Source organism: Propionivibrio dicarboxylicus (assembly GCF_900099695.1).
Lineage (GTDB): Bacteria > Pseudomonadota > Gammaproteobacteria > Burkholderiales > Rhodocyclaceae > Propionivibrio > Propionivibrio dicarboxylicus.
Genome location: NZ_FNCY01000012.1, coordinates 49,135 through 72,884, shown reverse-complemented (window position 1 = coordinate 72,884; position 23,750 = coordinate 49,135). Strand labels below are relative to the sequence as shown.

At 57.6% G+C, this 23,750-nt stretch carries 27 protein-coding genes; 6 read left to right on the top strand and 21 right to left on the bottom strand.

Features of this window, described 5'->3' with window-relative positions; all coding sequences use genetic code 11:
* The first annotated feature begins 5 nt into the window (after positions 1–5).
* Together flgL and BLR25_RS13925 are read left to right on the top strand one after the other, a co-directional pair.
* Positions 6–1,211, top strand: a complete 1,206-nt coding sequence (gene flgL / locus BLR25_RS13930) for a flagellar hook-associated protein FlgL (RefSeq protein WP_091938499.1) — start codon at positions 6–8, stop codon at positions 1,209–1,211.
* A 28-nt stretch (positions 1,212–1,239) separates the two neighbouring features.
* Entirely contained in the window at positions 1,240–1,686 is a 447-nt protein-coding gene (locus BLR25_RS13925; protein WP_176785899.1) for a hypothetical protein, read from the top strand.
* Positions 1,687–1,693: 7 nt separating this feature from the next.
* Here BLR25_RS13925 and fliR read toward each other — a convergent pair whose 3' ends face one another.
* The 13 genes from fliR to fliF all read right to left on the bottom strand — a co-directional run bounded on the left by fliR (position 1,694) and on the right by fliF (position 12,415).
* Positions 1,694–2,473, bottom strand: a complete 780-nt coding sequence (gene fliR / locus BLR25_RS13920) for a flagellar biosynthetic protein FliR (protein WP_091938497.1) — start codon at positions 2,471–2,473, stop codon at positions 1,694–1,696.
* Between the two features lie 49 nt (positions 2,474–2,522).
* Positions 2,523–2,792 carry a flagellar biosynthesis protein FliQ gene (fliQ, locus tag BLR25_RS13915; protein WP_091938496.1) on the bottom strand — a complete coding sequence of 90 codons (270 nt, stop codon included), beginning with the start codon at positions 2,790–2,792 and terminating at the stop codon, positions 2,523–2,525.
* Entirely contained in the window at positions 2,789–3,553 is a 765-nt protein-coding gene (gene fliP, locus BLR25_RS13910) for a flagellar type III secretion system pore protein FliP (protein ID WP_091938495.1), read from the bottom strand. The genes fliQ and fliP overlap by 4 nt, the downstream gene beginning before the upstream one ends.
* A complete protein-coding gene (gene fliO, locus BLR25_RS13905; protein ID WP_091938494.1) occupies positions 3,540–3,989 on the bottom strand; it encodes a flagellar biosynthetic protein FliO in 450 nt (149 codons plus the stop codon). Before fliO ends, fliP begins: the two co-directional genes overlap by 14 nt.
* An 84-nt stretch (positions 3,990–4,073) precedes the next feature.
* Positions 4,074–4,502, bottom strand: coding sequence for a flagellar motor switch protein FliN (fliN, locus tag BLR25_RS13900; protein ID WP_091938493.1), 429 nt, complete (start codon positions 4,500–4,502; stop codon positions 4,074–4,076).
* The gene (fliM, locus tag BLR25_RS13895; RefSeq protein ID WP_091938492.1) at positions 4,499–5,497 is read right to left on the bottom strand and encodes a flagellar motor switch protein FliM; all 999 of its coding nucleotides are present in this window, start codon (positions 5,495–5,497) and stop codon (positions 4,499–4,501) included. Before fliM ends, fliN begins: the two co-directional genes overlap by 4 nt.
* Before the next feature lie 18 nt (positions 5,498–5,515).
* Complete coding sequence (gene fliL / locus BLR25_RS13890) at positions 5,516–6,061, bottom strand: flagellar basal body-associated protein FliL (RefSeq protein ID WP_091938491.1); 546 nt, start codon at positions 6,059–6,061, stop codon at positions 5,516–5,518.
* 38 nt (positions 6,062–6,099) lie between these two features.
* Positions 6,100–7,164, bottom strand: coding sequence for a flagellar hook-length control protein FliK (locus BLR25_RS13885; protein ID WP_091938490.1), 1,065 nt, complete (start codon positions 7,162–7,164; stop codon positions 6,100–6,102).
* 54 nt (positions 7,165–7,218) lie between these two features.
* Entirely contained in the window at positions 7,219–7,668 is a 450-nt protein-coding gene (gene fliJ, locus BLR25_RS13880; RefSeq protein WP_091938489.1) for a flagellar export protein FliJ, read from the bottom strand.
* 15 nt (positions 7,669–7,683) lie between these two features.
* Complete coding sequence (fliI, locus tag BLR25_RS13875; RefSeq protein ID WP_091938488.1) at positions 7,684–9,093, bottom strand: flagellar protein export ATPase FliI; 1,410 nt, start codon at positions 9,091–9,093, stop codon at positions 7,684–7,686.
* A gap of 2 nt (positions 9,094–9,095) precedes the next feature.
* Positions 9,096–9,782, bottom strand: a complete 687-nt coding sequence (locus BLR25_RS13870; protein WP_091938487.1) for a flagellar assembly protein FliH — start codon at positions 9,780–9,782, stop codon at positions 9,096–9,098.
* A 13-nt stretch (positions 9,783–9,795) separates the two neighbouring features.
* A complete protein-coding gene (gene fliG, locus BLR25_RS13865) occupies positions 9,796–10,794 on the bottom strand; it encodes a flagellar motor switch protein FliG (protein WP_091938486.1) in 999 nt (332 codons plus the stop codon).
* Entirely contained in the window at positions 10,784–12,415 is a 1,632-nt protein-coding gene (gene fliF / locus BLR25_RS13860) for a flagellar basal-body MS-ring/collar protein FliF (RefSeq protein WP_245715566.1), read from the bottom strand. The genes fliG and fliF overlap by 11 nt, the downstream gene beginning before the upstream one ends.
* Positions 12,416–12,605: 190 nt before the next feature.
* Between fliF and BLR25_RS13855 the strand changes: the two genes are divergently transcribed.
* From BLR25_RS13855 to fliE, 3 genes are all read left to right on the top strand, one after another.
* Complete coding sequence (locus tag BLR25_RS13855; protein ID WP_091938484.1) at positions 12,606–13,826, top strand: sensor histidine kinase; 1,221 nt, start codon at positions 12,606–12,608, stop codon at positions 13,824–13,826.
* A gap of 9 nt (positions 13,827–13,835) precedes the next feature.
* Entirely contained in the window at positions 13,836–15,206 is a 1,371-nt protein-coding gene (locus tag BLR25_RS13850; RefSeq protein WP_091938483.1) for a sigma-54-dependent transcriptional regulator, read from the top strand.
* 73 nt (positions 15,207–15,279) lie between these two features.
* Entirely contained in the window at positions 15,280–15,603 is a 324-nt protein-coding gene (gene fliE, locus BLR25_RS13845; protein ID WP_091938482.1) for a flagellar hook-basal body complex protein FliE, read from the top strand.
* Between the two features lie 52 nt (positions 15,604–15,655).
* Here the strand turns inward: fliE and BLR25_RS13840 are convergent, their stop codons facing one another.
* The 8 genes from BLR25_RS13840 to BLR25_RS13805 form a co-directional block, all read right to left on the bottom strand.
* Entirely contained in the window at positions 15,656–16,465 is an 810-nt protein-coding gene (locus BLR25_RS13840) for a flagellar brake protein (RefSeq protein ID WP_091938481.1), read from the bottom strand.
* A gap of 67 nt (positions 16,466–16,532) precedes the next feature.
* Positions 16,533–16,862, bottom strand: a complete 330-nt coding sequence (locus BLR25_RS13835; protein WP_091938480.1) for an EscU/YscU/HrcU family type III secretion system export apparatus switch protein — start codon at positions 16,860–16,862, stop codon at positions 16,533–16,535.
* Positions 16,846–17,976: a flagellar hook-length control protein FliK gene (fliK, locus tag BLR25_RS13830; RefSeq protein ID WP_091938479.1), complete on the bottom strand. Its 1,131-nt coding sequence runs from the start codon at positions 17,974–17,976 to the stop codon at positions 16,846–16,848. The genes BLR25_RS13835 and fliK overlap by 17 nt, the downstream gene beginning before the upstream one ends.
* A gap of 64 nt (positions 17,977–18,040) precedes the next feature.
* A complete protein-coding gene (locus BLR25_RS13825; protein ID WP_091938478.1) occupies positions 18,041–18,355 on the bottom strand; it encodes a hypothetical protein in 315 nt (104 codons plus the stop codon).
* A 13-nt stretch (positions 18,356–18,368) separates the two neighbouring features.
* On the bottom strand, positions 18,369–18,782 hold the full coding sequence (fliS, locus tag BLR25_RS13820; RefSeq protein ID WP_091938477.1) for a flagellar export chaperone FliS: 414 nt from the start codon (positions 18,780–18,782) through the stop codon (positions 18,369–18,371).
* Between the two features lie 20 nt (positions 18,783–18,802).
* Positions 18,803–20,188, bottom strand: coding sequence for a flagellar filament capping protein FliD (gene fliD / locus BLR25_RS13815; protein ID WP_091938476.1), 1,386 nt, complete (start codon positions 20,186–20,188; stop codon positions 18,803–18,805).
* Positions 20,189–20,220: 32 nt separating this feature from the next.
* Positions 20,221–20,625: a flagellar protein FlaG gene (locus BLR25_RS13810; RefSeq protein WP_091938475.1), complete on the bottom strand. Its 405-nt coding sequence runs from the start codon at positions 20,623–20,625 to the stop codon at positions 20,221–20,223.
* Between the two features lie 73 nt (positions 20,626–20,698).
* Positions 20,699–21,490: a flagellin N-terminal helical domain-containing protein gene (locus BLR25_RS13805; RefSeq protein ID WP_091938474.1), complete on the bottom strand. Its 792-nt coding sequence runs from the start codon at positions 21,488–21,490 to the stop codon at positions 20,699–20,701.
* Between the two features lie 230 nt (positions 21,491–21,720).
* On the opposite strand from BLR25_RS13805, the gene BLR25_RS13800 reads away from it, so the two are divergent.
* Positions 21,721–23,742, top strand: a complete 2,022-nt coding sequence (locus BLR25_RS13800; protein WP_176785898.1) for a tetratricopeptide repeat protein — start codon at positions 21,721–21,723, stop codon at positions 23,740–23,742.
* Positions 23,743–23,750: the final 8 nt, after the last annotated feature.

The window sequence follows — 23,750 nt, the reverse complement described above, 5'->3', positions numbered from 1 at the left end:
TAGGAATGCGCATTAGCACAAGTCAGATTTATGGAACCAGTGCCGCCGGCATCATGGACAACCAGTCGTCCTTGTACAAGCTGCAAAACCAGCTGTCGACCGGCAAGAAAGTTCAGTCGGCCAAGGACAATCCTGTTGCCGCAGCACAGGTTTTGCTTAACACGCAGTCATTGGCGGTAACAACGCAGTACGCGAACAATCAGGGTACGGCCACCGATCTGTTGGCGCTGGAGGAGGACCGTTTGCAGTCGATTGTCGATAGCGTTCAGTACATCAAGGAACAGGTTGTGGCGGGAACGAATGCGACGTATTCCGACAGTCAGCGCAGCTATATCGCGCAAAACCTTCAGAGTCAGTATGAATATCTGCTTGGCATCGCAAACGGTACCGACTCGGCAGGGAATTACCTGTTCTCCGGGTTTCAAGGCGATACCAAACCATTCCAGCAACTTAGCGACGGCAGTGTCGTATATGCCGGGGATGACGGCGAACGGACTTTGCAGGTCTCGTCGACGGAACAGATGGCCATCAGCGATTCAGGTGGCCGGGTATTCCAGAATATCCGGACAGGAAATGGGACGTTTTCCCTTGGCGCGGATGCTTCGAATACGGGAAACGGCGTTATCGCGAGCGGATCAGTGAGCGATATTTCTTCGTGGTCTGGTAATAACTATTCGATCAGCTTTACGTCCCCTACGACATTCGATATTACCGACACCACGACCGGGGCGCTTGTTTCGTCGGAGACCTTTACTGCTGGAAACGATGTGACCTCGATTCCGGGGATTTCGTTTGCCATTTCAGGGGCGCCCGCCGCCGGCGACAGCTTCACGGTGTCGCCTAGCACGAATCAGAGCGTGTTCACGACGCTGAAGAACCTGATCGATGCGTACAATACTCCGGTATCCGGAGATGCGACGGCGACGGCAACCCAACGCAATGCCATTAACATTGGTATGGACAATCTTGACCGTGTTCTCGAGAACGTCTCCAGTGTCCAGGCGTCGATCGGATCGAGGCGCGCAGAGTTGACGGCGTTATCATCGACCTCAAGTGCATTGCAGTTGCATTACCAGGAGCGCATTTCCAACTTGCAGGATGTGGATTATGCAGCGACCATTTCACAGTTTTCGCAGATGCAGTTGCAACTCCAGGCGGCGCAGAGTGCTTTCGCGAAAGTCAGCGGTTTGAGTCTGTTCAACTACTTGTGAGGTGGTGGTGCGCACGCGAGCCATTCTGTTGCTTCTCTCGCTTGGTATTGGCGGCTGTGGTACTGCCAATACCTCGATATATCCGACGAACGGATACCTGCTTCCTAACAATACGTTGAAGCTGACGCCGGGGGTAAGCGTCACGGTCGAAGAGGCGCTTGCTGTCGGTATGGTCGGGGCTGCGATCTACTTGGTCTATGACCCGCTTGCGCCGAACTGGGAAATCGAGGAAAAGCCGCTGAGTGACGATACCTACGCACTTTCTCTGCGAGCCAAGAGTTTTCGCATCGGCGGTGACGGCGAAGCCTACCAGATCATGAAACGGCGCGCCGCGCAGTTGCAGCAGTTACGGGGATATACCGGATATCGTATCGTCAGTTATTCCGAAGGCATTGAGTCTGGAACGCCGTTTACACACCGTGTCGGCGAGGGGACGATCAGGTTGGTGCGGAACGAGGTTCGCGGCTTGCGTTGAGCGGGTTTCAGCGAGCGACGAAAAAGCCGTTCATCGATAGCAGGCCGTATTCAAACAGTTGACGCAACGGCGAGTCGAGATAGCTCATTCCGAGCAGGAGAGTGGTGAATCCGAGCACGATCGTGATCGGAAATCCGATCGCCATCAAATTGAGTTGTGGTGCGACGCGCCCGAGAATGGCGACGGCGACGTTGCCGATCAGAAGCGTCACGACGATGGGCAGTGCGAGAAATATGCCCGATGAGAATACGATACTGCCGGCACTGACGAGGTTCTTCCATGAACCGGCCGCGGGCAGCGCAATGCCGATGGGGAGTACGGTAAAGCTGTTGGCAATCGTGGCGATCACCATCAGATGACCGTCGATAGCGAGAAACAAGAGCAAGGCCAGAATGCCGAGAAACTCTGATGTAACCTGGGTTTGTGCCGTGTTTTGCGGATCGTAGGCGGTGGCGAAGCCAAGACCGGCCTGGTTCCCGATCATGAAGCCAGCCATGTCGATGGCTGCGAAGATGAGTCTCAGGGCGAACCCCATCGAGAATCCGATCAGCATTTGCTCGGCAAGGACGAGCAGGCCGGTGAATGTCGCCGGTTGAATGCCGCGGATCGGCGGCAAGGTCGGCATGATGGCGACGGTGATCGCGATGCCGAGAATTAGGCGAATACGCGTCGATAAGGCCGGATTGTTGAACGGTGGGGCGACGGTGAGCAAGGACAGTATACGGGTGGCCGGGTAAAGAAAGGCCATGATCCATGCGTCGAGTTGGGCAGATGTCAGCTGGATCATGGGTTAAAGTAACCGGCGTAGGCTCTTGGGCCGTCTTGATGATCGGACGTCATCCGATGATTTGCGGGATGCTCTCGAACAGGCGGCGGATAAAATCGACCATCATCTGAAGCATCCATGGGCCGGCAAGGATGAGCACGAGGAATGTCCCGACGAGTTTGGGGATGAACGACAATGTCTGTTCGTTGATCTGCGTTGCCGCTTGGAAAATGCTTACGATCAAACCGATGATCAACGATGCCAGTAGCAGCGGCCCGGACAAGGCGAGCGTCATCTCGATGGCCTGGCGGCCGATATTCATGACGACTTCTGGCGTCATGTCGCGAAGCTCATCACGAGCGATCCCATCAGCAGGTGCCAGCCATCGACGAGGACAAATAGCATCAGCTTGAAGGGCAGTGCGATCATGACAGGGGACATCATCATCATGCCCATCGACATCAGAACGCTGGCGACCACCATGTCGATGATCAGGAACGGGATGAAGATGATGAAACCGATCTGGAAAGCGGTTTTCAGTTCGCTGGTGACGAAAGCCGGAATCAGCACGCGCATGGGAACGTCATTGGCTGATTCGAGCTTGGGCGCGTTGGAAAGCCGGGCGAACAGGCCAATGTCCGATTCTCGTGTCTGTTTGAGCATGAAGGCGCGAAGCGGAACCGCTCCTCGATCGAGCGCCTGCGAAAAGGTGATGCGGTTTTCCGACAGTGGCTGATAGGCATCGACGTAGATTCGGTCGAATACCGGTGACATGACAAAGAACGTGAGAAAGAGGGATAGCCCAACGATGACCTGATTCGGAGGCGATGTTTGCGTTCCGAGTGCGTGCCGGAGCAGCGACAGGACAATGACGATGCGCGTGAAACTCGTCATCATCAGCAATGCTGCTGGGATAAAGGTCAGCGCCGATAACGTCAGCAGCGTCTGTATCGAGAGTGAGTACGTCTGACCGCCTCCGGCTGACGGGGTTGTCGTCAGGGCGGGCAATCCTGCCGTCTGTGCCAATGCGGCGACGGATGGGAGGAGCAGCAGCAGCGTCGATACGCGCAGAAACGATGCAATCCGACTATTTGGGCTCATGATGTCGTGTCGCGAACTGCTTGAGCCATTGTCCAAAGGGGTTGTCATTAACTTCGAGTCCGGGCAGTTCGCCCTTGGCTAGCGTGTGGAGTGTCTTGATTTGCCCTGGCACGATACCGACGATTAGCCATGTGTCGTTGATCTCGATGAGCAGGATTCTCTCTTTTGGACTGAGCATCAGGCCGCCAATGACTTTCATTGGACCCGAGTGCCCGAAAGTCTTGCCGCCATTCAGCCGTTGCAGCAAGTAGGCGCCCAAGAAGAGCATGCCAATGATGAGTCCCAGGCCGAGCAGCATCTGCAGCGTGAGCATGCCGGATACGCCGGGCGGCTCCGCAGCAGGTGTTGTCTGGGCAAACGCAACGCCGGGTGATAATGCCAGAATCAACACGGCATCGGTGACTATTCCGGGTGTTGATCGGATGTGGGTCGGCATATTGCGGTCGGGAGGGGTTGTCCGACCGCTATCTTAATCGAAGCGCCAAGCGACGGCAAAGCTGAAATACTGACGCTGGCGATGTTAGCGACCGATTTTGCGCATACGTTCCGATGGCGTGATGATATCGGTCAGACGGATGCCGAATTTGTCGTTGACGACGACAACTTCGCCTTGCGCAATCAGTGTGCCATTGACGAAGACACTCATCGGCTCGCCGGCCATCGCATCGAGTTCGACGACGGAGCCATGGGCGAGTTGCAGCAGGTTCTTGATGGTGATTCTTGTGCGGCCGAGCTCTACCGACATTTGGACAGGGATGTCCAGAATCATGTCGAGATCGTTCATCATTGCCGCTTTGCCGTCGCCTTGTCCGAACGATTGGAAAATTTGGGCAGGTTGCGCGTTGGCACTGCTGGCATCGTTCATGGTCTGCTCGGCCATGGCGGCAGCCCAGTCGTCTTCGAGGTCGCTGCCGTTGCCCAGCGCGGAATTTTCTGTTTCGTCGTTCATCGAGACTCTCCAGGAGCGGATTCGTCATTCGGGGTGACGAAGCGTTCGATTTTCAAGGCGTATTGCCCTCCCTGTTGTCCATAGCGGCATTCCATCACTGGAATGTCGTCGACTTTCGCCATGATGGTCTCAGGGATGGTGATCGGAATGATGTCGCCGGTCTTGAGCTTAATGATCTGTCCGAGCGTTACCGTCGTGGTGGCGAGTTCGGCGGTAACCTCGACTTCGGCATCCTTCAACTGCTTGCGCAGCATGATGATCCAGCGATGGTCGGTCGAGAGCTGATCGCTCTGCATCGCGCTGTACAGCAGATCGCGGATCGGTTCGAGCATCGAGTAGGGGAAGCAGATATGCATGTCGGCGGCCGCTCCCCCGAATTCCAGAGAGAATGTCGTCGATATGACGATCTCTGAGGGGGTTGCGATATTAGCAAACTGCGAGTTCATTTCAGACCGGATGTACTCGAAGTTCATGTCGTACACCGGTTTCCACGAGCGACCGTATTCGGCGAAGACGACACGCAGCATGCCTTGGATGATGCGTTGTTCGGTACCGGTGAAGTCGCGCCCTTCCACTCGCGTATGAAAGCGACCGTCGCCGCCGAACATATTGTCGACGACGAGAAAAACGAGATTCGGGTCGAAGACGAACAGCGCCGTGCCGCGCAACGGTTTGGCCGTGACGAGATTGAGGTTGGTCGGAACAACGAGGTTGCGGACGAATTCGCTGTATTTCTGGACGCGAATCGGGCCGACGGAAATTTCCGCGGTCCGATGCATGTAGTTGAACAACCCGATTCTCAGATAACGCGCAAATCGCTCGTTGATCAGTTCGAGCGTCGGCATCCGGCCACGGACGATTCGCTCCTGCGTACCCAGGTTGTAGGTGCGAATGCCATCTTCACCGTTGGCGGCGACTTCGGGCTCGTCGGTTTCTCCGGTGACGCCTTTCAGTAGGGCATCAACCTCGTCCTGGGAGAGAAAATCGGTGGCCATGTCTTGATGCGCAGGCGGCTATTGGATGATGAACGAGGTGAACAGCACTTCCTTGACAGGGGCTGATGGTGTTCCAGCGCTCTCCGGTTCGAGGACGTTGCTGATCATGTCTCTGATTTCGGTGGCAAGCTTTTCCTTGCCTTCACGGGTAACCAGATCGGAAGCCTTCTTGCTCGACAACAGCAGCATGATGTTGTTGCGTAGCTTCGGCGTGTACGACTTGACCTTGTCACCGAGCTTGATGTCGTTGACCTCGATGGACATGACGATTTGCAGGTATTGCTCGCCATTCTCGGGAACAAGATTGACGGTGAATGCATCAAGCGGGACGTAGACGGGCAGTACTTCTTTTCCGGATTTGTCCTTTTTCTTGTTGGCAGGGGCCTTTTCTGCGGTGGCTTCGCCGTCGTCACCTTCGTGGTCGCCACTTCCTCCGAGCAGGAAGAACGCGGCAGCGCCGCCGATGCCAAGAATGAGGACGACAGCGGCAATCACGATGATCAGCATTTTCTTGTTTTTCTTTGGGGGTGCTGCGCCTTCTGTCTCTTCAGATGCCTTGGCCATCCGCTAGCTCCTGTTCGTGAAATATGGTGTCGGGGCCGTCAAGCGAAAATGTCGACAAGACCAATGCCTTGCTGTTTGGCATAAGCTCCCGAAGACGCGCCGGCGGCCGATACCGTTGTCGTGCCAGCCGTTAGTATACCGTTGCCGTTGCGCTCTTGTGACCGATTTGAGTACTCCTCGCCGTTGCTCGTCGGCTGCTGGAAAGATTCGCTGCTGACATTGGCTTGGCCGAGTTCGATGCCGATGCCGGCGAACATTTCGCGCAGTCTGGGAAGCGCTGTTTCAATCGAATCCCGGACGTCGGAATTGGCCGAGACGAAGGTTGCCGTGGCGCTGCCTTTGTCGATATTCAATGAAACCTCTATCGGCCCCATTTGCTCAGGGTTGAGGGTGATTCGTGCCGATTGTTTTTCGTTGGAGGCCATCCAGACGATTTTGTCGCTGAATGCCTGGTGCCAATCGTTGCTCTTGACGGGCGTGCGAACGCTAAGTTCCGAGCTGCGGGATGCGTCAGTTGCGCTGGTGTTTGAGGTGCCCACGCGATTGAGCGCGTCCGAGAACGCGCCGGTCATCGTGCCGGCTTCCTTGGTGGCAGTGGTGTCGTCGGCAATTTTTGCCGCATCGTCCTGCGCGTCGAGCGTTTTCGCACGCAGCGACGCCATGAGGTTCGCCTGCCCGGTGTCGGAATTCAGTTCCGTCGTCGATGCTGTTGTCAGGTTTTCCGCCTGAGGCTGGCCTTTGCCGATACCTGCCATCAGCGCCGAACTGTCGTTGGCGGCGGTTCCGCTCTTGCGCGACGCGATGTCGTTGAGTGTGATGGTTGGGATGCTCGCATTGACGAGCCCGAGTGCTGCCAGCAAGCCGTCTTGGGCTGCTGTGTCCGAGTCTGTCGCCTGAGCGGAGGTGTCATCCTGTGTGTCGATCGATTCCAGAGTCATCGATTGGCCAGTGCTGCCGGTTTGAAATCCAAGGCCCAGCAGGAGCGAGAGAAAATCCTGATTGGCGGCGGCATCCGAACCTTCGGTGCTGCCGGCGCTTGTGTCAGCGTTGGCGTTGGCAACGGGGGCGGATTTCGGGAGTGCCGAGATGACGGTGATGGCCATGGATGTTCCTTTTGTTGCATGAATTGATGCAACTAAAAGCAAAGTCCATGCCGGTTATTGGTCTTTTGTGTGGGTGGCATCGAAGCGTGATGCAAATTCGTCCTGGAGCTTTTGGTCGCGCCGCATTTCGAGTGCGTCTTCCTTGGAACGATGGCGTTCGGAGAGCGTGTCGATCGCTTTCAGTTTCTTCTGCTGTTGCCGCCAGTGTGCCTGGCCTGCCGCAGTGTTGCCCGCTTGCTGCGCGACTGCCTGCGTCTGGGCAGTAATGGCGTCGTCCAGTCGGTTGAGAAAATCCCGGTAGTTGTTCCAGGCGCCGGGCGTCAGACCTGCCTTTGCCGCCTGGGTGAAGCGGTCAGCATATTCGTTGCGATATTGTTGCAACATGGTTAGCTTGCTGCGGGCGTCACGTTCGTTGGCGATGAGCCGGGCGAGTTCGAGAGTTGCCTTGTCAGCGCGGGCTTGCATCAGTTCCAGAACGGTCTGAAGTGCGAATGGTGTACTCATGTTCGTTCAAACAGACTAGGCGCCGAATAGTTCGAACAGGCGGCTCAGGCTGGCCTCGTACTCGGCTTTTTCGCTGAGCGGTTGCTGCAGGAAGTGTTCGAAGGTGGGGTATTGCCGAATGGCCTGGTCCAGCAGGGGGTCCGAGCCAGCGACATAGGCGCCGACGCTGATCAGGTCGCGAGAGCGCTGGTAGCGCGAGAACAGTTGCTTGAAACGCCGGATCTGGTCGAAATGTTCCGGGGTGATCAGGTTGACCATCGCTCGCGAAATCGATTGTTCAATATCGATCGCGGGGTAGTGCCCGGCGTCGGCGAGCGAGCGCGACAGGACGATGTGACCGTCGAGGATGGCCCGAGCGGCATCGGCAATCGGATCCTGCTGGTCGTCTCCTTCCGCGAGCACCGTGTAGAAAGCCGTGATCGAGCCGCCGCCGTCGGCGCCGTTTCCAGCCCGCTCAACGAGTTGCGGCATGCGGGCGAAGACCGAGGGCGGGTAACCGCGGGTCACCGGGGGTTCGCCGATCGCTAGGGCAATTTCCCGCTGTGCCATCGCATAGCGCGTCAGAGAGTCCATGATGAGCAAGACATGGCGTCCCTGGTCGCGAAAATGTTCGGCGATCGCCGTGGCGTAGGCTGCACCTTGCAGCCGCATCAGTGGACTGACATCGGCGGGGGCGGCGACGACGACCGAGCGTTTGAGCCCCTCGTCGCCGAGGATCTGTTCGATGAATTCCTTGACTTCCCTTCCCCGTTCCCCGATCAGTCCGACGACGATGACTTCAGCCGAGGTATATCGCGCCATCATTCCGAGCAGCACACTCTTACCGACGCCGGAGCCCGCGAATAATCCCATGCGTTGCCCACGTCCGACCGTTAGTAGCGCATTGATGGCACGCACGCCGACGTCAAGCGAGTGATCGATTGGCGCTCGCGCCATCGGGTTGATCGGTCGTCCTTGCAGTGGACGTAGCGTTTCGGCTTGAAGCGCGCCCAGTCGGTCGAGTGGCCTTCCAGCGCCGTCGATGATGCGTCCCAGCAGACCGTTACCGACCGGCAGCAGTTTCGCGCGGTCGACGCTTCTCCGCCTTGCCGGTGGAGGCTGTCCGAGCTTTGGGCGGTGAATGTGGGGCTCGTGGGCGACGACGCGGGCGCCCGGGGATAATCCATAGACATCTTCCGACGGCATCAGGAAAAGGCGCTCACCATTGAAGCCGACGACCTCGGCTTCGATGGGGTGCCCTCCTGCCGGAAGGATGCGACAGGAGCTTCCGAGCGGAAGCTTGAGCCCGGCCGCTTCCATCACCAAACCATTGATTCGCGTCAGATGTCCGCTCGGCAGAATTGGCGAGGCATGTGATACGCCTTCGTGGCAATGGTCGAGAAATGCCTTCCAATTGGCCAGGCGGGTCTGGGCGCTGTCGTCCATGCTTATCGCCCTGTGGGCATGTCGGCCAGCCACTCCTGCGTGATGCCGATGGATTCGATCGTGCGCCGCCAACGGGTTTCGACCGTTGCATCGACTTCGCTGGCGCCATGCTCGACCCGGCATCCTCCCTGCGTCAGGCTGCTGTCTTCGATGATCCGCCAGTTGTTGTGCGAGAGCTGTTCGCCCAAGTGGGTACGGATCAATTCTGCATCGTCAGGGTGAACAAAAAGCAGAGGGTGGCCTGGATGCGGATGCAGCGCGGTGATCGCTTCCCGCACCACCGGGATGAGGAATTCAGGTCGGATCGACAGGCTTTTGTGTACGACCTGTCGGGCGATCTCCACCGCAGTCGCCAGCAAATTATCGGCAACGTCCTGTTCCAGGGCCGACATGGAGTCTTTCAGTCCGGTCATCAGGACATCGAGTCGCGTACTGATTTCTCTCGCCCTAGCCAGGCCTTCTTCGTATCCGACGGCATAGCCTTGTTCGTGGGCCTCGGCGTGCATGCGCTCGATATCGGCGGCAGTCGGCAGTACGAGCGGGGCTTCGGTCACAGCGGCGGGCGAGGCCTCCTCGCTGGGAGGCGGTGCTGCGGCAGATGGCTGCACCATTCGCTCAACTTCGTCGAATGCCGCAAGCTCCCAGCGTTGGTAGGCCGTCAGCTTTTCCTTCGGAACAAAACCGGTCATGGTAGATGTCCGTTTAGATCATTTCTTCCCCGCCGGCACCGCCCAGGACAATCTGTCCTTCGTCGGCCAGGCGGCGCACGATCTTGAGGATTTCCTTCTGCTCGCCTTCAACTTCGGAGAGCCGTACCGGTCCGCGGGATTCGAGGTCTTCGCGCAGCATTTCTGCGGCGCGTTGCGACATGTTCTTGAATATCTTCTCGCGCAGTGGTTCAGACGCGCCTTTCATCGCCAGGATCAGCGAGTCGGACTGGATTTCACGCAACAGCAACTGTACGGCGCGGTCGTCGAGATCCAACAGGTTTTCGAAGACGAACATCTCGTCGAGGATCTTTTGGGCGAGGTCGGGATCGTATTCGCGAATCGAGTCGATGACGGTCGTCTCGTTCGCCGTACCCATGAAGTTCAGTATCTCGGCGACGCTGCGGACGCCGCCCATTGCAGATTTCTTGATGTTGGCCGAGCCCGAAAGGAGTCGCAACATCACGTCGTTCAGTTCCTTGAGCGCTTCCGGCTGAATCCCTTCGAGTGTCGCAATGCGTAACACTACATCGTTGCGCAAGCGTTCAGTGAAGTGGTTCAGAATGTCGCTGGCATGATCATGTTCGAGATGGACGAGGATGGTGGCGATGATCTGCGGGTGCTCGTTGCGAATCAGGTCGGCGACCGTCGGCGCATCCATCCATTTCAGTCCTTCGATGCCATTGGTATCGCCGCCCTGGAGGATTCGGGAAATGAGATTGGCTGCCTTGTCATCGCCGAGGGCCTTGGTCAGGACGGCGCGCACATAGGCGTCGGTGTCCACATTGACGGCGGCCGATTCGACTGCCGTCTTCTGGAAGTCGCTCAGGACCTCCTCGACTTTCGCCCGCGGGACGCTACGAAGCGCGGCCATCGCATGGCCCAGCTTCTGAACTTCCTTGGGCCCCAGATGTTTGAGGACTTCGGAAGCATAATCTTCACCGAGCGCTATGAGCAGAATGGCGCTCTTTTCGACACCGTCATCAGCCGGCATTGGCGTTCGTCCAGTTCTTGATGATGTTGGCTACTGTCTTCGGATCCTGCTGCGCCAGGGTGCGCACCTCGCCGAGTTTGTGGTCGAAGCCAACCGCCGAAGTTGCGGTCCCTCCCTCGCCTTCGTCATCGATGATGTTGATGTTGCCGCCCAGTGTCCGGGCCGTTTGCGGCGGCGGTTGCAGCATGGTTTGAACCAACGGACGGATAACCTTTAGGATCAGGTAGGCGAGGATGCCGGCGATCGCTGCGTACTTGAAGACTTCCTTCAGCGTCGCTAGCAGGTCGGGGTCTTTCCAGAGCGGCAAGCTCGCTTCATTTTTCTCGACCGCCGTGAATGCCGCATTGGCTACAGAGACCGTGTCCCCGCGTTCCTTGCTATACCCCATGGCTTCCTTGACGAGATCGCCGATTTGCTTGATCTCGGTGTCGGAGAGCGGCTTCATGACGCCTTTGGCATCCTTGCGATGATTGATGACAACGGCCGCCGAAAGTCGCTTGATGGTGCCCATCGACTGCTTGGTGTGACGGATGGTCTTATCAACTTCGTAATTGATCGTCGAGTCTTTGCGCGTGTTGATCGGCTGGCCGAGGCTGGCAATGGCGCCTTGCACGCCGGCCGCATTGATCTGGCCTGGCACCGGACCAGCGGCTTGTCCAGCGGCGGGCACCGGTGGTTGCGTGATTGGCGCGGTCGCGGGAACTGGGGGTTGGTTTGTCAATGCGCCCGGTACGCCTTGTGCCGAGGGGGTGGCGCTTGCCGATTCGCTGGTTTGTTGGCTGCGAATGGCGACGTCAGGTGGCGTCGTGTTCGGACGATGACTCTCGGCCGTCTGTTCGTTCTGCGAAAAATCAACATCCGCGGCAATTTGAACGCGGGCGTTATCCTTGCCGACAATGGGCGTGAGGATATCTTCGACACGCTTGATTGCGTTGGCTTCCACTTCTTGTACGTACTTGATCTGTACGGGGTCAAGCCCGGCGTCCATCAGCTTGCTCTTGAGTTGCGAGAGCATGGCGCCGCTTTGGTCGATCAAAGTGACGCTTGTGGCTGCAAGATTGGGAACGCTTGCCGATACAAGATTTTGAATACCCGCAATTTGAGAGGGGTCCAGTGTGCGTCCGGGATAAAGGTTGAGCATCACCGATGCGGACGGACGTTGTTCTTCGCGCACGAAGACGGTTGGCTTCGGGATTGCGAGATGGACGCGCGCCGCCTGCACGGCACCGATCGACTGGATCGTCCGGGCGAGTTCGCCTTCAAGGCCGCGTTGATAGTTAACTTGTTCAGCGAATTGGCTGGTGCCAAACTTCTGGTTCTCCATGAGTTCGAAACCGACACCGCCGCCTTTGGGAAGCCCTTGCGAGGCAAGGCGCAAGCGGATTTCGTGTACTTTGGAGCCCGGCACCAAGATGGCGGTGCCTGTGTCGTTGAAGCGATACGGCGTGTTCATCTGTTCCAGCGCGGCGATGATTGATCCGCCGTCACGCTCGGAAATGTTAGAAAACAGCACGCGGTAATCGGCTTGCTTGATCCAGGTGCTGCTGGCAACCAACAGCGCCACAGTTGCCGCAACGGCGATTGCGAGCGCGATTTTTTGCTGTGTCGTCAGGCGTGCCAACGCCTGGCGGATTCGCTCAGCCAGATTCGTGGTGTCAGCAGGAGCAGTCGATTGGGTTCCGGGTGTCGCCATGCCTGAAAAAAATTAACTGTCTTTGTAAGTGAACTCGGCGATTAATCAAGCAGGAAGCGATAAATGCTGAGAATTATTCTACTATTGTATCTGTGAATTGCACGGGATTTTCCATCGAATGAGTGATGAGATGCAAATTGCCGTTCCCGACCATAAGGCGCGGGAGCTGCAACGGGCTTTTGATGTTTTCAATCAAGTCTCGTTGGAACTGACTCAGGCCTATGAAACACTGCAGGCCAAGGTCGAGTCGCTAACGGCGGAGTTGGCAGTAGCCAATGGCGAATTGCGCCGTCAGTACCGCGAGAAGGAAGCGCTTTCCGAACGCCTTTCGCTGCTGTTGGATGCCTTGCCAGCCGGGGTCGTCGTGCTCGACGGGGAGGCGGTTGTGAGCGAAGCCAATCCGGCAGCCCGCGCCATGCTCGATGATCCGGTGGTCGGTAGTGACTGGCCAGATCTGGTTCGGCGGCGATTGCAAGCGACTGATGCCCCGGACGAATGGTTGTTGGGGGCAAAGCGCGTGTCGATCGCGGAGAGTCCGCTGGATTCGGCGGGCGGGCGCCTGTTGCTGATCCATGATATTACGGCAGCGCACGAACTCAAGGCGCGTCTCGAACGCAATCAGCGATTGGCCGCCATGGGCGAAATGGCTGCGTCTCTCGCGCATCAATTGCGCACGCCTTTGGCCACCGCGTTGTTATACAGCGCGAACCTGTCCGAGCCGAATCTCTCGGAACTCGCGAGAGTCCGTTTCGCCGGTAAGGCGGCTGACCAACTTAAGCGTCTGGAACGGCTCATCCAAGACGTGCTTTTGTTTGCCAGAGGCGAGAGTATTGGCCGTGATGTGATCCCGGTGTCCTCTCTGGTTGCCGATGCGGCACAGACGATGGAGCCACTATGCGCGGAAAGGCGGGTGGCTTTTTGCGTCACAGGCGAGTGCGAGGATCTTATAATCACGGGGAGCCGTAAAGCATTGGGTGGAGCGCTCCTCAATTTGCTGGAGAATGCCTTACAGGCGTGTGAGGCGCGCGGCGGCGAAGGGCGGATGGCGCAGGTCGGGCTCTCGGTCTTTTCAGACGGAGGGGCGATTCGTTTGGGCGTTCGCGATACCGGCGTGGGCATTTCACCGGAAGCGCAGTCGCGTATTTTTGAGCCATTTTTCACCACGCGGGGCCAAGGAACCGGCTTGGGTTTGGCGATTGCGCTCGGTGTTGCACGTGCGCACGGTGGCACGATAGAGGTGAACTCCCGTCTCGGGACAGGTTCGGAATTTGTCATGGTTTTGCCGGTTGGCGGGAAAGAGGACGCCGCGGCGGAATGCCAGCAGGTCAACCAGTATTAAGCGGATAACATGATTCAGGGACTACCTATTCTGGTCGTCGAGGACGATCCCAACTTGCGCGAGGCGGTGTGCGATACGCTTGAATTGGCGGGGAGGGCGGTCGTGTCAGCGGGTGGCGGCGAAGAAGCGTTGGGCGTGCTTGAGCGCCAGGCTGTCGCTCTGGTCGTCAGTGATGTGCGCATGATGCCGATGGATGGCATTACCTTGCTGAAGAATATTCGGGAGCGCTGGCCGCATTTGCCGGTGGTTCTGATGACGGCGTTTGCCGAGGTCGATCGGGCGGTCGAGGCGATGCGTTCCGGTGCCTGCGATTTTCTCCTCAAACCGTTCGAGCCGAAGGCATTGCTTGCGCATGTCGAACGCTATCGCTTGCCCGAGGCGCTCGATGATGAGCGGGTTGTCGCCCAAGATGTGGCAAGTCGCAATCTTTTTGCCCTGGCTACGCGGGTGGCCCAGACCGATACGACCGTTTTGCTCACGGGCGAGAGCGGTGTCGGCAAGGAAGTGGTGGCACGGTACATTCATAACCACTCGGCGCGGCGAGAAGGGCCCTTCGTGGCCATCAACTGCGCGGCGATTCCTGACACCCTGCTGGAGGCGACGCTCTTTGGCTATGAAAAAGGTGCGTTTACCGGGGCGCTTCAGGCGCAGGCGGGGAAGTTCGAACAGGCTCAGAACGGCACGCTCTTGCTTGACGAAGTGACGGAAATGCCCTTGAGTCTGCAGGCAAAACTGCTGCGGGTGTTGCAGGAGCGCGAGGTTGAACGGGTTGGCGGAAAGAAACCGGTTGCGCTCGATATCCGGATAATCGCGACGTCCAACCGGGATATGGCCGAAGCGGTGGCGAGAGGGGTCTTGCGCGAGGATGTTTACTATCGGCTCAATGTTTTTCCCCTGTTGATTCCGGCCTTGCGTCAACGAGTCGCGGATATTGTGCCGCTGGCGCGCCATTTTCTTGCAGAGCACGGCGGTCGATCCGGTCGTCCCGGGCTCCGCCTGTCATCTGCCGCCGAGCAGGTGTTGAAAGCGCACGCCTGGCCAGGGAATGTTCGTGAGCTCGAGAACGTGATGCAGCGGGCGGTGATTTTTGCCGCGGGAGAGAGTGTCGAGCCGGATGCGCTTCATCTGCTTTCAGGCTTGCCAGTCACCGCGCGTTCGTTGGAGATGGATGTTCCGCCGCTGGTGCCGTCTTTTGCCGGCGTGGAGGGTTCTGGCGGAAAGACCGATAACTTGCGGGATCTTGAGCGAGAGCATATTCTCGAAACTCTGGCGGCCGTCGGCGGATCGAGGAAACTTGCCGGCGAGCGTCTGGGAATGTCGGAACGAACGCTGAGATACAAACTCAAACAGTATCGAGATGCCGGTTTCTTTCATGAGTAACGTCACTTTTCGGATTGGCGTGATTTTTGCCTACTGATGTCTGTAAGCGGTACGGTTGAGAGAAAACAGGATCATGGACACTAAGGGAATCGACCAGATGTTGAGTGTGCTTCGGGCGACCGCAGCACAAGCCGGTGGCAAGCCTGCCGAGGTTTCGGAGGGCGGCGCAGGCTCCGTTGATTTTGCGCAGGTCTTGCAGAATTCGATCGCGCAGGTCAATCAAACGCAGCAACAGGCGGAAACGATGGCGGCAAATTTTGCCGCCGGAGACAATTCGGCGAATTTGCATGAGGTCATGGCCTCGTTGCAAAAGGCGAATCTTTCGTTTCAGGAAATGGTGCAGGTTCGAAACAAGCTCGTGACGGCCTATCACGACGTGATGAACATGCAGATTTGAGTGGCTGTTACGAAGTATGTGGTAGTAATAACGGCACCGGAAGGTGCCGTTATTACATCTTGCCAAGTCCGCTGAGTCGGGCCTTGCGTTCTCGCTCGATTCGGGTGATGTAGCGCTGGACCATGTTCAGCCGGGATTGCGGTGTGTCTGTAAATTCGCAGCCGACCCGGACGAATTGACCGCCGCTCCGTGTCGTGACATCGAATTTGTTGCGGACGATCATGTTGGCGACTAACAGGCCTTCGTCCGGGAGTTGAATTCGGCAATCGGCCAGTGGGTCACCTCTTTCGAAACTGGCAGCAATTTCCGGGTCGGTCATCAGACCGACGCCGCCGCCGCTGATATCGAATAGCGGGATATCGACGCTCAACGGGCTTCCTTCTGGCGATTGGATGATTGCGCTCATGATGACGGGCGTGGCGATCGGCGTCGACAGGCGGAAGAACTCCCGACGCTGCAGGCGTAGCACCGCATCGGGCAATTTTCCCTGGAAAGCCGGGCGCCCCTCGTATTCAATCGGCGTCAACCCGTCGGCACTGAACTGGACTTTGACCTTGTCCACGACAGCGGTCAGGATGAGCTTGTCGGCCAGTGCTGCGCGCTGGTTCATCTCGCGACTCGCCCCGACATCGAGGATGAAACCCGTGTCGCTATCGGTGAGTGCGAGCATTGTCGTTAGCAGGAAGGACTTGCCATGATCAAAATGAACCGTGATCAGCGCTGCTTTTTGGATCAGCGTCCGCAACACTGCCAGGATCTCCGAGCGCGAATAGAGCAGGTAACGGCTGTAAATGTCCGTCTGCTCGAGTTCGATCCGGGGTGGTGCGTTATCGGGTTCTGGAAGAACCTCGGGGTCTGCCATGTTCGATCCTGTCCACGACGTTGGCACGAGAGTGTACTGTATATTCTAGGCCGGCGGTGCCACCAAATTATCGTTGTTTTGATTGATTTGTAATCGGTAGAGGGAGTGCGGCAAGGGGAGCGGCGGCCCCTGTTCCGTTTTCGAGTCGGTAGATCCAGGCAAGTAATTCGGCGACTGCGACATAGAGCTGCGGCGGAATTCTTTGGTCGAGGTCAACCTGCATCAGCAGTGACACGAGTTCCGGCGATTCGTGCACATAGACGCCGTGTTCTTTGGCGCGGACGATGATCTGCTCGGCAATGATCCCCCGCCCTTTAGCGACCACCCTCGGGGCGGCATCCGTTTGCGTATAAGTCAGTGCGACGGCGCTTTTTAGCGAATCACGCTTGCTCGCCATGTGCGTCCTCCTCTGCGCTAGCGCTGACGCCGAAACTTGTCAGCGCAAGGCCCGCCGCATCCAGTTGTTGCGTGAGCAAATTGCCGTTGGCGCGCAGGAGTTGCTCGGTGTCAGCATCTCCCGTTCGAAGCGAAACGGTGATTCGGTTACCTCGTAATTGAAGTTGTGCTTCGACCTCGCCAAGCGATGGTAGCCTCAGACGAAGACGCGTGGCCCAAGCCATTCCGCCCGGCTCGTCGGTTTGCGCGTGCGAAGCATCTTCGTCGATTTCCCACTGCATGTTCTGCCCTGGCCAAATTTGACCTTGCCAGACAAAGTGTTGAGTGGCGAGCGCTTCGAGTTGTTGTTGGACGAGTGATTGGAGTTGCGGCGCGATCGTTTGGGCCGGGGATTGTGCCGGCGTGCTTGTCTCGCTACGGACGGCATTGCTACCGGTACTATCGGTCGCCGGAGAGTTCGCCGGCTGTCCAGCCACATTGACCGAGCCAGCGGGAAGCATTGACGCTTGGTTGTCCGTTGTCGGTACGGTGGCGGGCGTCAGTTTTCCTTGTGGCTCGCGCAACAAATCTGCCTTGTCCAGACGGCCTTCCACCCATTCGGCCTGGTGCGATTCGTAGAACATGCCGCTCTGCTGGAGTGCCTGCTTAAGCAAGGGCGCGATTTCGCCGCCATTTTCGGGGGCTGCGTTCAATATCGGCAGGTTGCTATTGAGGGTCAGCATGGCCTCCTTGTCAGTCGGCTTGCGGGCATCGGAATACAGGCTGCTGATGAGTTGGGCGGTCTGGCTCAATGTGGCCGATGCTGACGTCGTTGCAGCCTTGTCACCATCCGGCCGGGATAGCACAGCGAGCGCAAGTTTTCCGTCCGTCTCAGTGACTTCGAGTTCGAGTGAATCCCCTGCCTTCGCTGAGAACGGCAAAGCCAGCGTGACTGAGCGCTGTGCGATGACAGCGCGATAGACCCCATTGGGCAGTATCGCTTGAATCTCGGCCACCACTTTTTGGCCAGCGACCAGACCGGCTAGCTTGTCGCCGATGTCGTTGGTGTGCGACGAGGCCCCGCGGGTGGCGGAAACCGAGTTTTGCAACTGGCTGACAACGTCTGCTGGGATCATGAGGTACTGGTGCTCGCGAAGGGCAAGGCGTTACTGGCCGGAGGTTTCCGGTGTGCCGGAAGGCTCAATCTTCAGCGTCTGGCGCCGGAAGGGGGTGCGTCTTGAAGCTCTGCAGCAAGGGGCGGGCTTGCTCCATCCAAGGGAGGATGCGATCAAGCATGCGATTTTGCAGGGTCAGCACCCGGTGTAGCGATTGGAAAGCCGCGTCCCGTTCGGCCTGCGGCAATGCCGGTAGTGTTATTCTTTTCAGATCGGCGAACTTTCGGGCCGTGTCTGGCCACATTTGCGTGACGCCATCCCAATCGAGTTGGTCTGCCAGGCTGGCCATGCGTTCGTGGCTGGTCTCAAGTTCTTCCAGGAGTGCGCGTGCGGTTGTCATATCTCGGCGAGGACTAGGAGGACGACGCCCCGTTAGTCTTATCGCCGATCGAAACCCAGGCTTCGTGGATTTCTGACAGCAGTTTGAGAACTTCGTCGAGCGCGGCCGTGTCGTTTTTAAGGTTGGCGTGCAGCAGTCTGCGCGCCATGTAATCATAAAGCGCATAGAGGTTTTGCGCCACATTGCCGCCCTGCTCGAGGTCGAGGCTGGCCCGCAATCCGTTCAGGATGATATCGATCGCCCGAGTAATCGCGCTCCCTTTTCTCGGAACGTCGCCGGCTTCGATTCCGGCGCGGGCGACGAGAATTGCCTGTCTTGCCCCTTCGAACAGTAACGTGACCAGTCCGTGCGGACTCGCGCTCGCGACGTTGGTCTCGATGCTGACGTTCCGGTAGGCGCTGATAGGTGTGCGACTTGTTCCAAACATCGGAATGTGCTTTCGAAAGACTAGGATGAACTGCTCTTCGACAAGGATGAGAGTTGTTGTGTCAGGTATGTCGATGTTGTTTGCAACGATGACAGCAATGTTTCCAGCGCGGTGAACTGGGCCTCATACCGGGCCTGCACGGTTTTCAACAGACGCGTCATTGCATCGATCCGATCGTTCAGATTTGTCGATGTTGTGCTCAGACCGCTGATACGGTTGGAGATAAGTCCATCCGTATTTGTCATATTGGTCGTGAGCGTGTTGAATGCGTCGCCGTAGGCTGCAACAGACTTGGCTACGGAAGCAAAGTCCGATGTCATTGCGGTTTCAAGCGTGCTAGTGTCGAGGCTCAGTGTGCCGTCATTCGATGACGAAATGCCGAGTTGAGACAAATACTGGTATGAACTGCTGACGCCGGAAGGAGAGGTCGATAACAGGCTTCTTAACTGGTTGAGTGCCGTGGCGACCGTGCTGTCGCCATTCAGTACACCGGTACTCGATCCTGTGGAGTCGTATTGTGAAAGCGTCTTAAGCGTGCTGCGCGCCGAGTTGTAAGCGTCAACGAAGGCCTTCGCCTTGGTCTCGAGGCCTGACGAGTCGTTGGCAACAGTGAGTTGGGTCGTGCTGCCGCTTCCTGTCGTTCCCTTTAAGGTGAGTGTCACGCCGGTAACCGCGTCGGTGATTGTGTTCGACGTGGTGTTCGCGATCGTGATGCCGTCGATTTTGACGATGGCATTCTGAGCGGCGGTCACCTGGCTCATGTTTTCCGATGAACTGGTGTTGTCCGGGTCGAATCCCAAGCCGCTGATGGTGGAATCGATCTTTATCTGGTTGGTCTCGCCGCTTTCCGAACTGGTGACGACAAGATGATTGCCGTCCGAGCCGCTGATGACGGTCGCAGTAACGCCTGCATTGGCCGAGTTGATCGAAGAGGCGATGTCTGACAGCGAGGCATTGGCGGCAACGTTGACTGAAACAGCCGATGTTCCCGATTTCTCGACGAAGCTTCCGGAGGCAGTGCTGCCGAGCTGGATGGTCAGCGTGCCGCCAGAAGAAGTGTCGATACTCGCGGATGATTTGAGCTTGTGGTTGGTGGCGAGTTGGTCGACTTCCAGGCTGTACGTTCCGGCAACAGCGCTGGATGTCGTCGACGCCGAAGCAATCGAGGTGTCGGCGACGCTTCCGGTGTAGGTGTAGAGGTCGCTGCTCGTTGCAATCGCGCTCGCCGCATCTTGTAGCGAGGCAATCGCGCTCTTGACCTTGCCCATTGCCGAAATCTGACTCTCGACCGTACTGAGTTGCGACTGGAGTCGGGTCAGCGGCGCCTTTTCGACAGCCATGAGCTGCGAGACGATGCTCGCCGTATCGAGTCCGGAGGCAATGCCGGTTGTTGTTTTTACCCCCATGTTTTGACTCCGTCGGGAATGCCGATTTCTTTTTAGGCTTTTTGCCTAACTAAAATACCCTGCAGCTTGTCAAGCGCCTTGGCCAGTTGAATCATGTCTTCGGACGGAATCTGAGTGATTGTCTCGTTCGTCGAGCGATCGATGACTTTGATAACCGTTACACCCAGATCCTTATCCACCGTGAACTCTAACTCATTGGTGGCGGAGCCGACAAATTGTTTGACCTTGTCGAGTGCGGAATTGAGGTCGTTCGAGTCGTTCTCCGCTTTTCCTTTCGTGGAATTCGCGGTGACAGCTTGCTGGGTCAGGGACTCAGCGGCGATGGCATTTTTTCCGGCTGCAGCCACGGATGAGGCCGATACGGCACTCTGAGCGCTTTCGGAAGGGCTCGCTTGTCTGGGAGGGGCAGTGATATTGGTGATGCCGTTGATTTCCATGATTCTCTCCGCTAACTGCGCGAATCCGGCACAGAGAAACTCTGCGCCGGACTCAAGATCCTACCCGTCCTGATTACTTGAGCAGGGACAGGACGTTCTGCGGCAGCGTGTTCGCTTGCGAAACCATGGCGGTACCCGCTTGTTGCAGAATCTGCGCGCGAGTCAGCGAGGCGGTTTCCGCGGCGAAGTCGGCGTCCAGGATGCGGCTTTTTGCAGCGGTCTGGTTTTCGATCGCGCCTTCCAGGTACGAGACGGTGAAGGTCAGACGGCTTTGCGAACCGCCGATTTGCGCACGGTTGGTCGCGACGCTACCGAGCCAGGCGTCAATGCTGTCCAGCGCTGTCGAGGCGTTGCTGCTGGTCGTGACGTCGGTTCCCGTAACTCCAACGCTCGTGAATGTGCCCGCGACGGTATCGCTGGCGCCAGCGCCGACCTGGAAGGTGAAGGTGCCGAACACGGAAATGTCGTTAAGCTTGGCGGCGCCTTGAATACGTGACGCTTCGTTTTGCAGCGCCGTGTATTCTTCGTTGATCTTCGAGCGTTCGGAGTCGGAAAGCGTGCCGTTGAGTGACTGTGTGGCCAGTTCGCGCATCCGTTGCAGTTGGTCGGCGACAGTTGCCAAAGCGGTGTCGGCCGTTTGGGCGAACGAAATGCCGTCTGAAGCGTTGCGCGAGGCAACCGTCATGCCGTTGATCTGCGACGTCATTTTGGTGGCAACCGCCAGACCGGCGGCGTCGTCCATTGCCGAATTGACGCGAAGACCCGAGGACAGGCGCTGAATGGCGGTCGTAAGCTGGGATTGCGACTTGTTGAGATTTCTCTGAGCATTCAGCGACAGGATATTGGTGTTGATAACTTGTGCCATTTCAAAACTCCTCTTCGGTTGGTGTCCTGCGCTTGTCAGTCGAAGCGCCTAGCATATTTACGAACGGTTTGGTCCGCCGTCAGGAACTCTCACGGCCATCTTTCAGAAAACTTTAGGGGAGGATGAAAAAACATTGCATTTACCCTGACGCCCCGTCGCTGAACGGCCTATCACTTCTTTCTGACGTGCTGATAGACTTCGATGCTAGGAGTGTTCTTGGGAATGTGGCAATGATGATGCAGTACGGTCCGGATCGTAGGCAGCGTCTGATGAGATTTGCCGAATGCTTTGATCGAGGCGCTTATGAGGAAGCGGAAGAGTGGATTCGGCCGCTCTTCGACTCGGCAGGCGCTGATGGCGAGGCGCTTTTTGCATTGGCACAGGTGGTGTTTCGACAGGGGCGTCGGGATGAGGCTGTGGCGCTGATGGAGCGCTTGTTGGCATTGGATCCTGTTCAGGCCGTTTACCATAATGACTATGGCGTGATGCTCGGCACACTGGAGCGCTGGCCGGATGCCGAAGCGGCGCATCGCGTCGCCCTGGTGTTGGACGGCGCCAATGTGGATGCCCGTTTCAATCTGGCGCTCGCGCTCTTTCGTCAGCAGCGGGATGGCGAGGCATTGACCGTTCTCGATGAGCTTCAACGGTTGGCGCCTTCTTTTGCCGAGCAATATGTATTACGTGGAGAGTTGCTTCAGTCGAAAAAACAACATGCCGATGCCGTTGCCGCGTTTTCCCGGGCTGTCGAACTTGGCCTGGAGCGTGCCGATGTTCTGGTGAATCTCGGGCTTGCGTTAAGTGATGCAGGCAACAAGAACGAGGCGCTCGCCTTGTTGGTGACGGTCGATGGCTTGGCGGGTGACGACGCGACGGCAAGTTTCTCGCTGGGCAATCTGCTTCGGGATCAGGGAAAACTTGACGAAGCCATCAGATGCTATCGCAAGGCTGTCGCTTTGCGGCCCGATTTTGCCGAGGCCCACAATAACCTCGGGCTTGTCCTGCAGGCGCAGGGGGATACGGTGGGTGCCGAGGTCGCTTTCGCGTGCGCGCTTTCGGCCGCGCCGGATATGGGGGCCGCCCATAACAATATGGGGAATGCACGAATCAAGCAGGGGCAGATGGACCTCGCTTTGGCCTGTTTCAGGAAAGCCATCGAGTTGTCGCCGGATTCTGCCGAAGCTTGGAACAATCTGGGCGAAACCTACTACTGCTTGTTGTGTCTGGATGAAGCGGAGGCTGCGTTTTTGCAGGCGCTGTCGATACGCTCCGATTGCCATGAAGCCCGGCTGAATCTTGGGATATTGTTGTTGCTCAAAGGTGATTTCGAAAGAGGCTGGGACTATTACGAAACGCGCTGGGAAATGCCCCGGCGACGCGAAAATCGTCCTCGTTTCGTTCAACCGGAGTGGACGGGGGAGCCACTGGACGGCAAAGCCTTGCTGATTTACGTCGAGCAAGGCATGGGCGACAACCTTCAGTTTGTCCGCTTTTTACCAGAACTGCGACACTTGTATCCGAACGCCCGGTTGTATTACTGGGGCCTGCGCCCTCTGATGCGCTTGTTCGACGACCTGGCGACGCGTTACGGGATTGAATTGTTGCCGGAAACGGTTGCTGGCGGCGTTCCTCCGATTGACTATCACATCGCTTTGTTGTCGATTCCGCGTTGTTTGGGCACGACCTTGGAGACGCTTCCAGCAGCGGTACCTTATCTTGCTCCTCCGAATGATTTGCAGGCGAAATGGTGCGATAGGATGCGTGCCTTGTCTGGCTTCCGGGTCGGTTTGGTCTGGGCTGGAGGCGATGTGTATCAGTTCGACGTGTTCCGGACCTTGTCATTGTGTTCGCTCATGCCTTTGTTCGATATCGAGGGGATTTCCTGGGTCTCCTTGCAGAAAGGTCCTGCGGCCGGTCAGATCGAGGTCGAGGGCGTGAAAGGTCGTTTGGCGGACTGGATGGATGAGGTCGACGATTTTGCCGATACCGCTGCGATCGTTTCACAACTGGATCTCGTTATCAGCGTCGATACTTCGGTCGCGCATCTGGCAGGGGCAATGGGCAAGCCTGTCTGGTTGCTCAATCGCTTCAACACCGATTGGCGTTGGATGTTGGATCGGGCTGACAGTCCTTGGTATCCGACGATGCGCATCTTCCGTCAGGCATCGTTCGGCGATTGGGGATCCGTCGTTGCATCGGTCGTCGATGCGCTGCGTCAGTGCTGCGTAGCTCATCGCGGCAATACGACCGCCTGACGGGCAAA

What these genes read in the sequence shown, in the direction of transcription:
- fliL (WP_091938491.1), bottom strand. Translation starts at nt 6,061, where the DNA reads ATGGCCAAGGCATCTGAAGAGACAGAAGGCGCAGCACCCCCAAAGAAA.
- fliS (WP_091938477.1), bottom strand. Translation starts at nt 18,782, where the DNA reads ATGTTTGGAACAAGTCGCACACCTATCAGCGCCTACCGGAACGTCAGC.
- fliK (WP_091938479.1), bottom strand. Translation starts at nt 17,976, where the DNA reads ATGATCCCAGCAGACGTTGTCAGCCAGTTGCAAAACTCGGTTTCCGCC.
- fliQ (WP_091938496.1), bottom strand. Translation starts at nt 2,792, where the DNA reads ATGACGCCAGAAGTCGTCATGAATATCGGCCGCCAGGCCATCGAGATG.
- BLR25_RS13835 (WP_091938480.1), bottom strand. Translation starts at nt 16,862, where the DNA reads ATGGCGAGCAAGCGTGATTCGCTAAAAAGCGCCGTCGCACTGACTTAT.
- fliJ (WP_091938489.1), bottom strand. Translation starts at nt 7,668, where the DNA reads ATGAGTACACCATTCGCACTTCAGACCGTTCTGGAACTGATGCAAGCC.
- BLR25_RS13840 (WP_091938481.1), bottom strand. Translation starts at nt 16,465, where the DNA reads ATGGCAGACCCCGAGGTTCTTCCAGAACCCGATAACGCACCACCCCGG.
- fliI (WP_091938488.1), bottom strand. Translation starts at nt 9,093, where the DNA reads ATGGACGACAGCGCCCAGACCCGCCTGGCCAATTGGAAGGCATTTCTC.
- BLR25_RS13810 (WP_091938475.1), bottom strand. Translation starts at nt 20,625, where the DNA reads ATGGAAATCAACGGCATCACCAATATCACTGCCCCTCCCAGACAAGCG.
- fliP (WP_091938495.1), bottom strand. Translation starts at nt 3,553, where the DNA reads ATGAGCCCAAATAGTCGGATTGCATCGTTTCTGCGCGTATCGACGCTG.
- BLR25_RS13850 (WP_091938483.1), top strand. Translation starts at nt 13,836, where the DNA reads ATGATTCAGGGACTACCTATTCTGGTCGTCGAGGACGATCCCAACTTG.
- BLR25_RS13800 (WP_176785898.1), top strand. Translation starts at nt 21,721, where the DNA reads ATGATGATGCAGTACGGTCCGGATCGTAGGCAGCGTCTGATGAGATTT.
- fliO (WP_091938494.1), bottom strand. Translation starts at nt 3,989, where the DNA reads ATGCCGACCCACATCCGATCAACACCCGGAATAGTCACCGATGCCGTG.
- BLR25_RS13870 (WP_091938487.1), bottom strand. Translation starts at nt 9,782, where the DNA reads ATGACCGGTTTTGTTCCGAAGGAAAAGCTGACGGCCTACCAACGCTGG.
- fliR (WP_091938497.1), bottom strand. Translation starts at nt 2,473, where the DNA reads ATGATCCAGCTGACATCTGCCCAACTCGACGCATGGATCATGGCCTTT.
- fliN (WP_091938493.1), bottom strand. Translation starts at nt 4,502, where the DNA reads ATGAACGACGAAACAGAAAATTCCGCGCTGGGCAACGGCAGCGACCTC.
- flgL (WP_091938499.1), top strand. Translation starts at nt 6, where the DNA reads ATGCGCATTAGCACAAGTCAGATTTATGGAACCAGTGCCGCCGGCATC.
- BLR25_RS13885 (WP_091938490.1), bottom strand. Translation starts at nt 7,164, where the DNA reads ATGGCCATCACCGTCATCTCGGCACTCCCGAAATCCGCCCCCGTTGCC.
- fliD (WP_091938476.1), bottom strand. Translation starts at nt 20,188, where the DNA reads ATGGGGGTAAAAACAACAACCGGCATTGCCTCCGGACTCGATACGGCG.
- BLR25_RS13825 (WP_091938478.1), bottom strand. Translation starts at nt 18,355, where the DNA reads ATGACAACCGCACGCGCACTCCTGGAAGAACTTGAGACCAGCCACGAA.
- fliE (WP_091938482.1), top strand. Translation starts at nt 15,280, where the DNA reads ATGGACACTAAGGGAATCGACCAGATGTTGAGTGTGCTTCGGGCGACC.
- BLR25_RS13805 (WP_091938474.1), bottom strand. Translation starts at nt 21,490, where the DNA reads ATGGCACAAGTTATCAACACCAATATCCTGTCGCTGAATGCTCAGAGA.
- fliM (WP_091938492.1), bottom strand. Translation starts at nt 5,497, where the DNA reads ATGGCCACCGATTTTCTCTCCCAGGACGAGGTTGATGCCCTACTGAAA.
- fliG (WP_091938486.1), bottom strand. Translation starts at nt 10,794, where the DNA reads ATGCCGGCTGATGACGGTGTCGAAAAGAGCGCCATTCTGCTCATAGCG.
- BLR25_RS13855 (WP_091938484.1), top strand. Translation starts at nt 12,606, where the DNA reads ATGAGTGATGAGATGCAAATTGCCGTTCCCGACCATAAGGCGCGGGAG.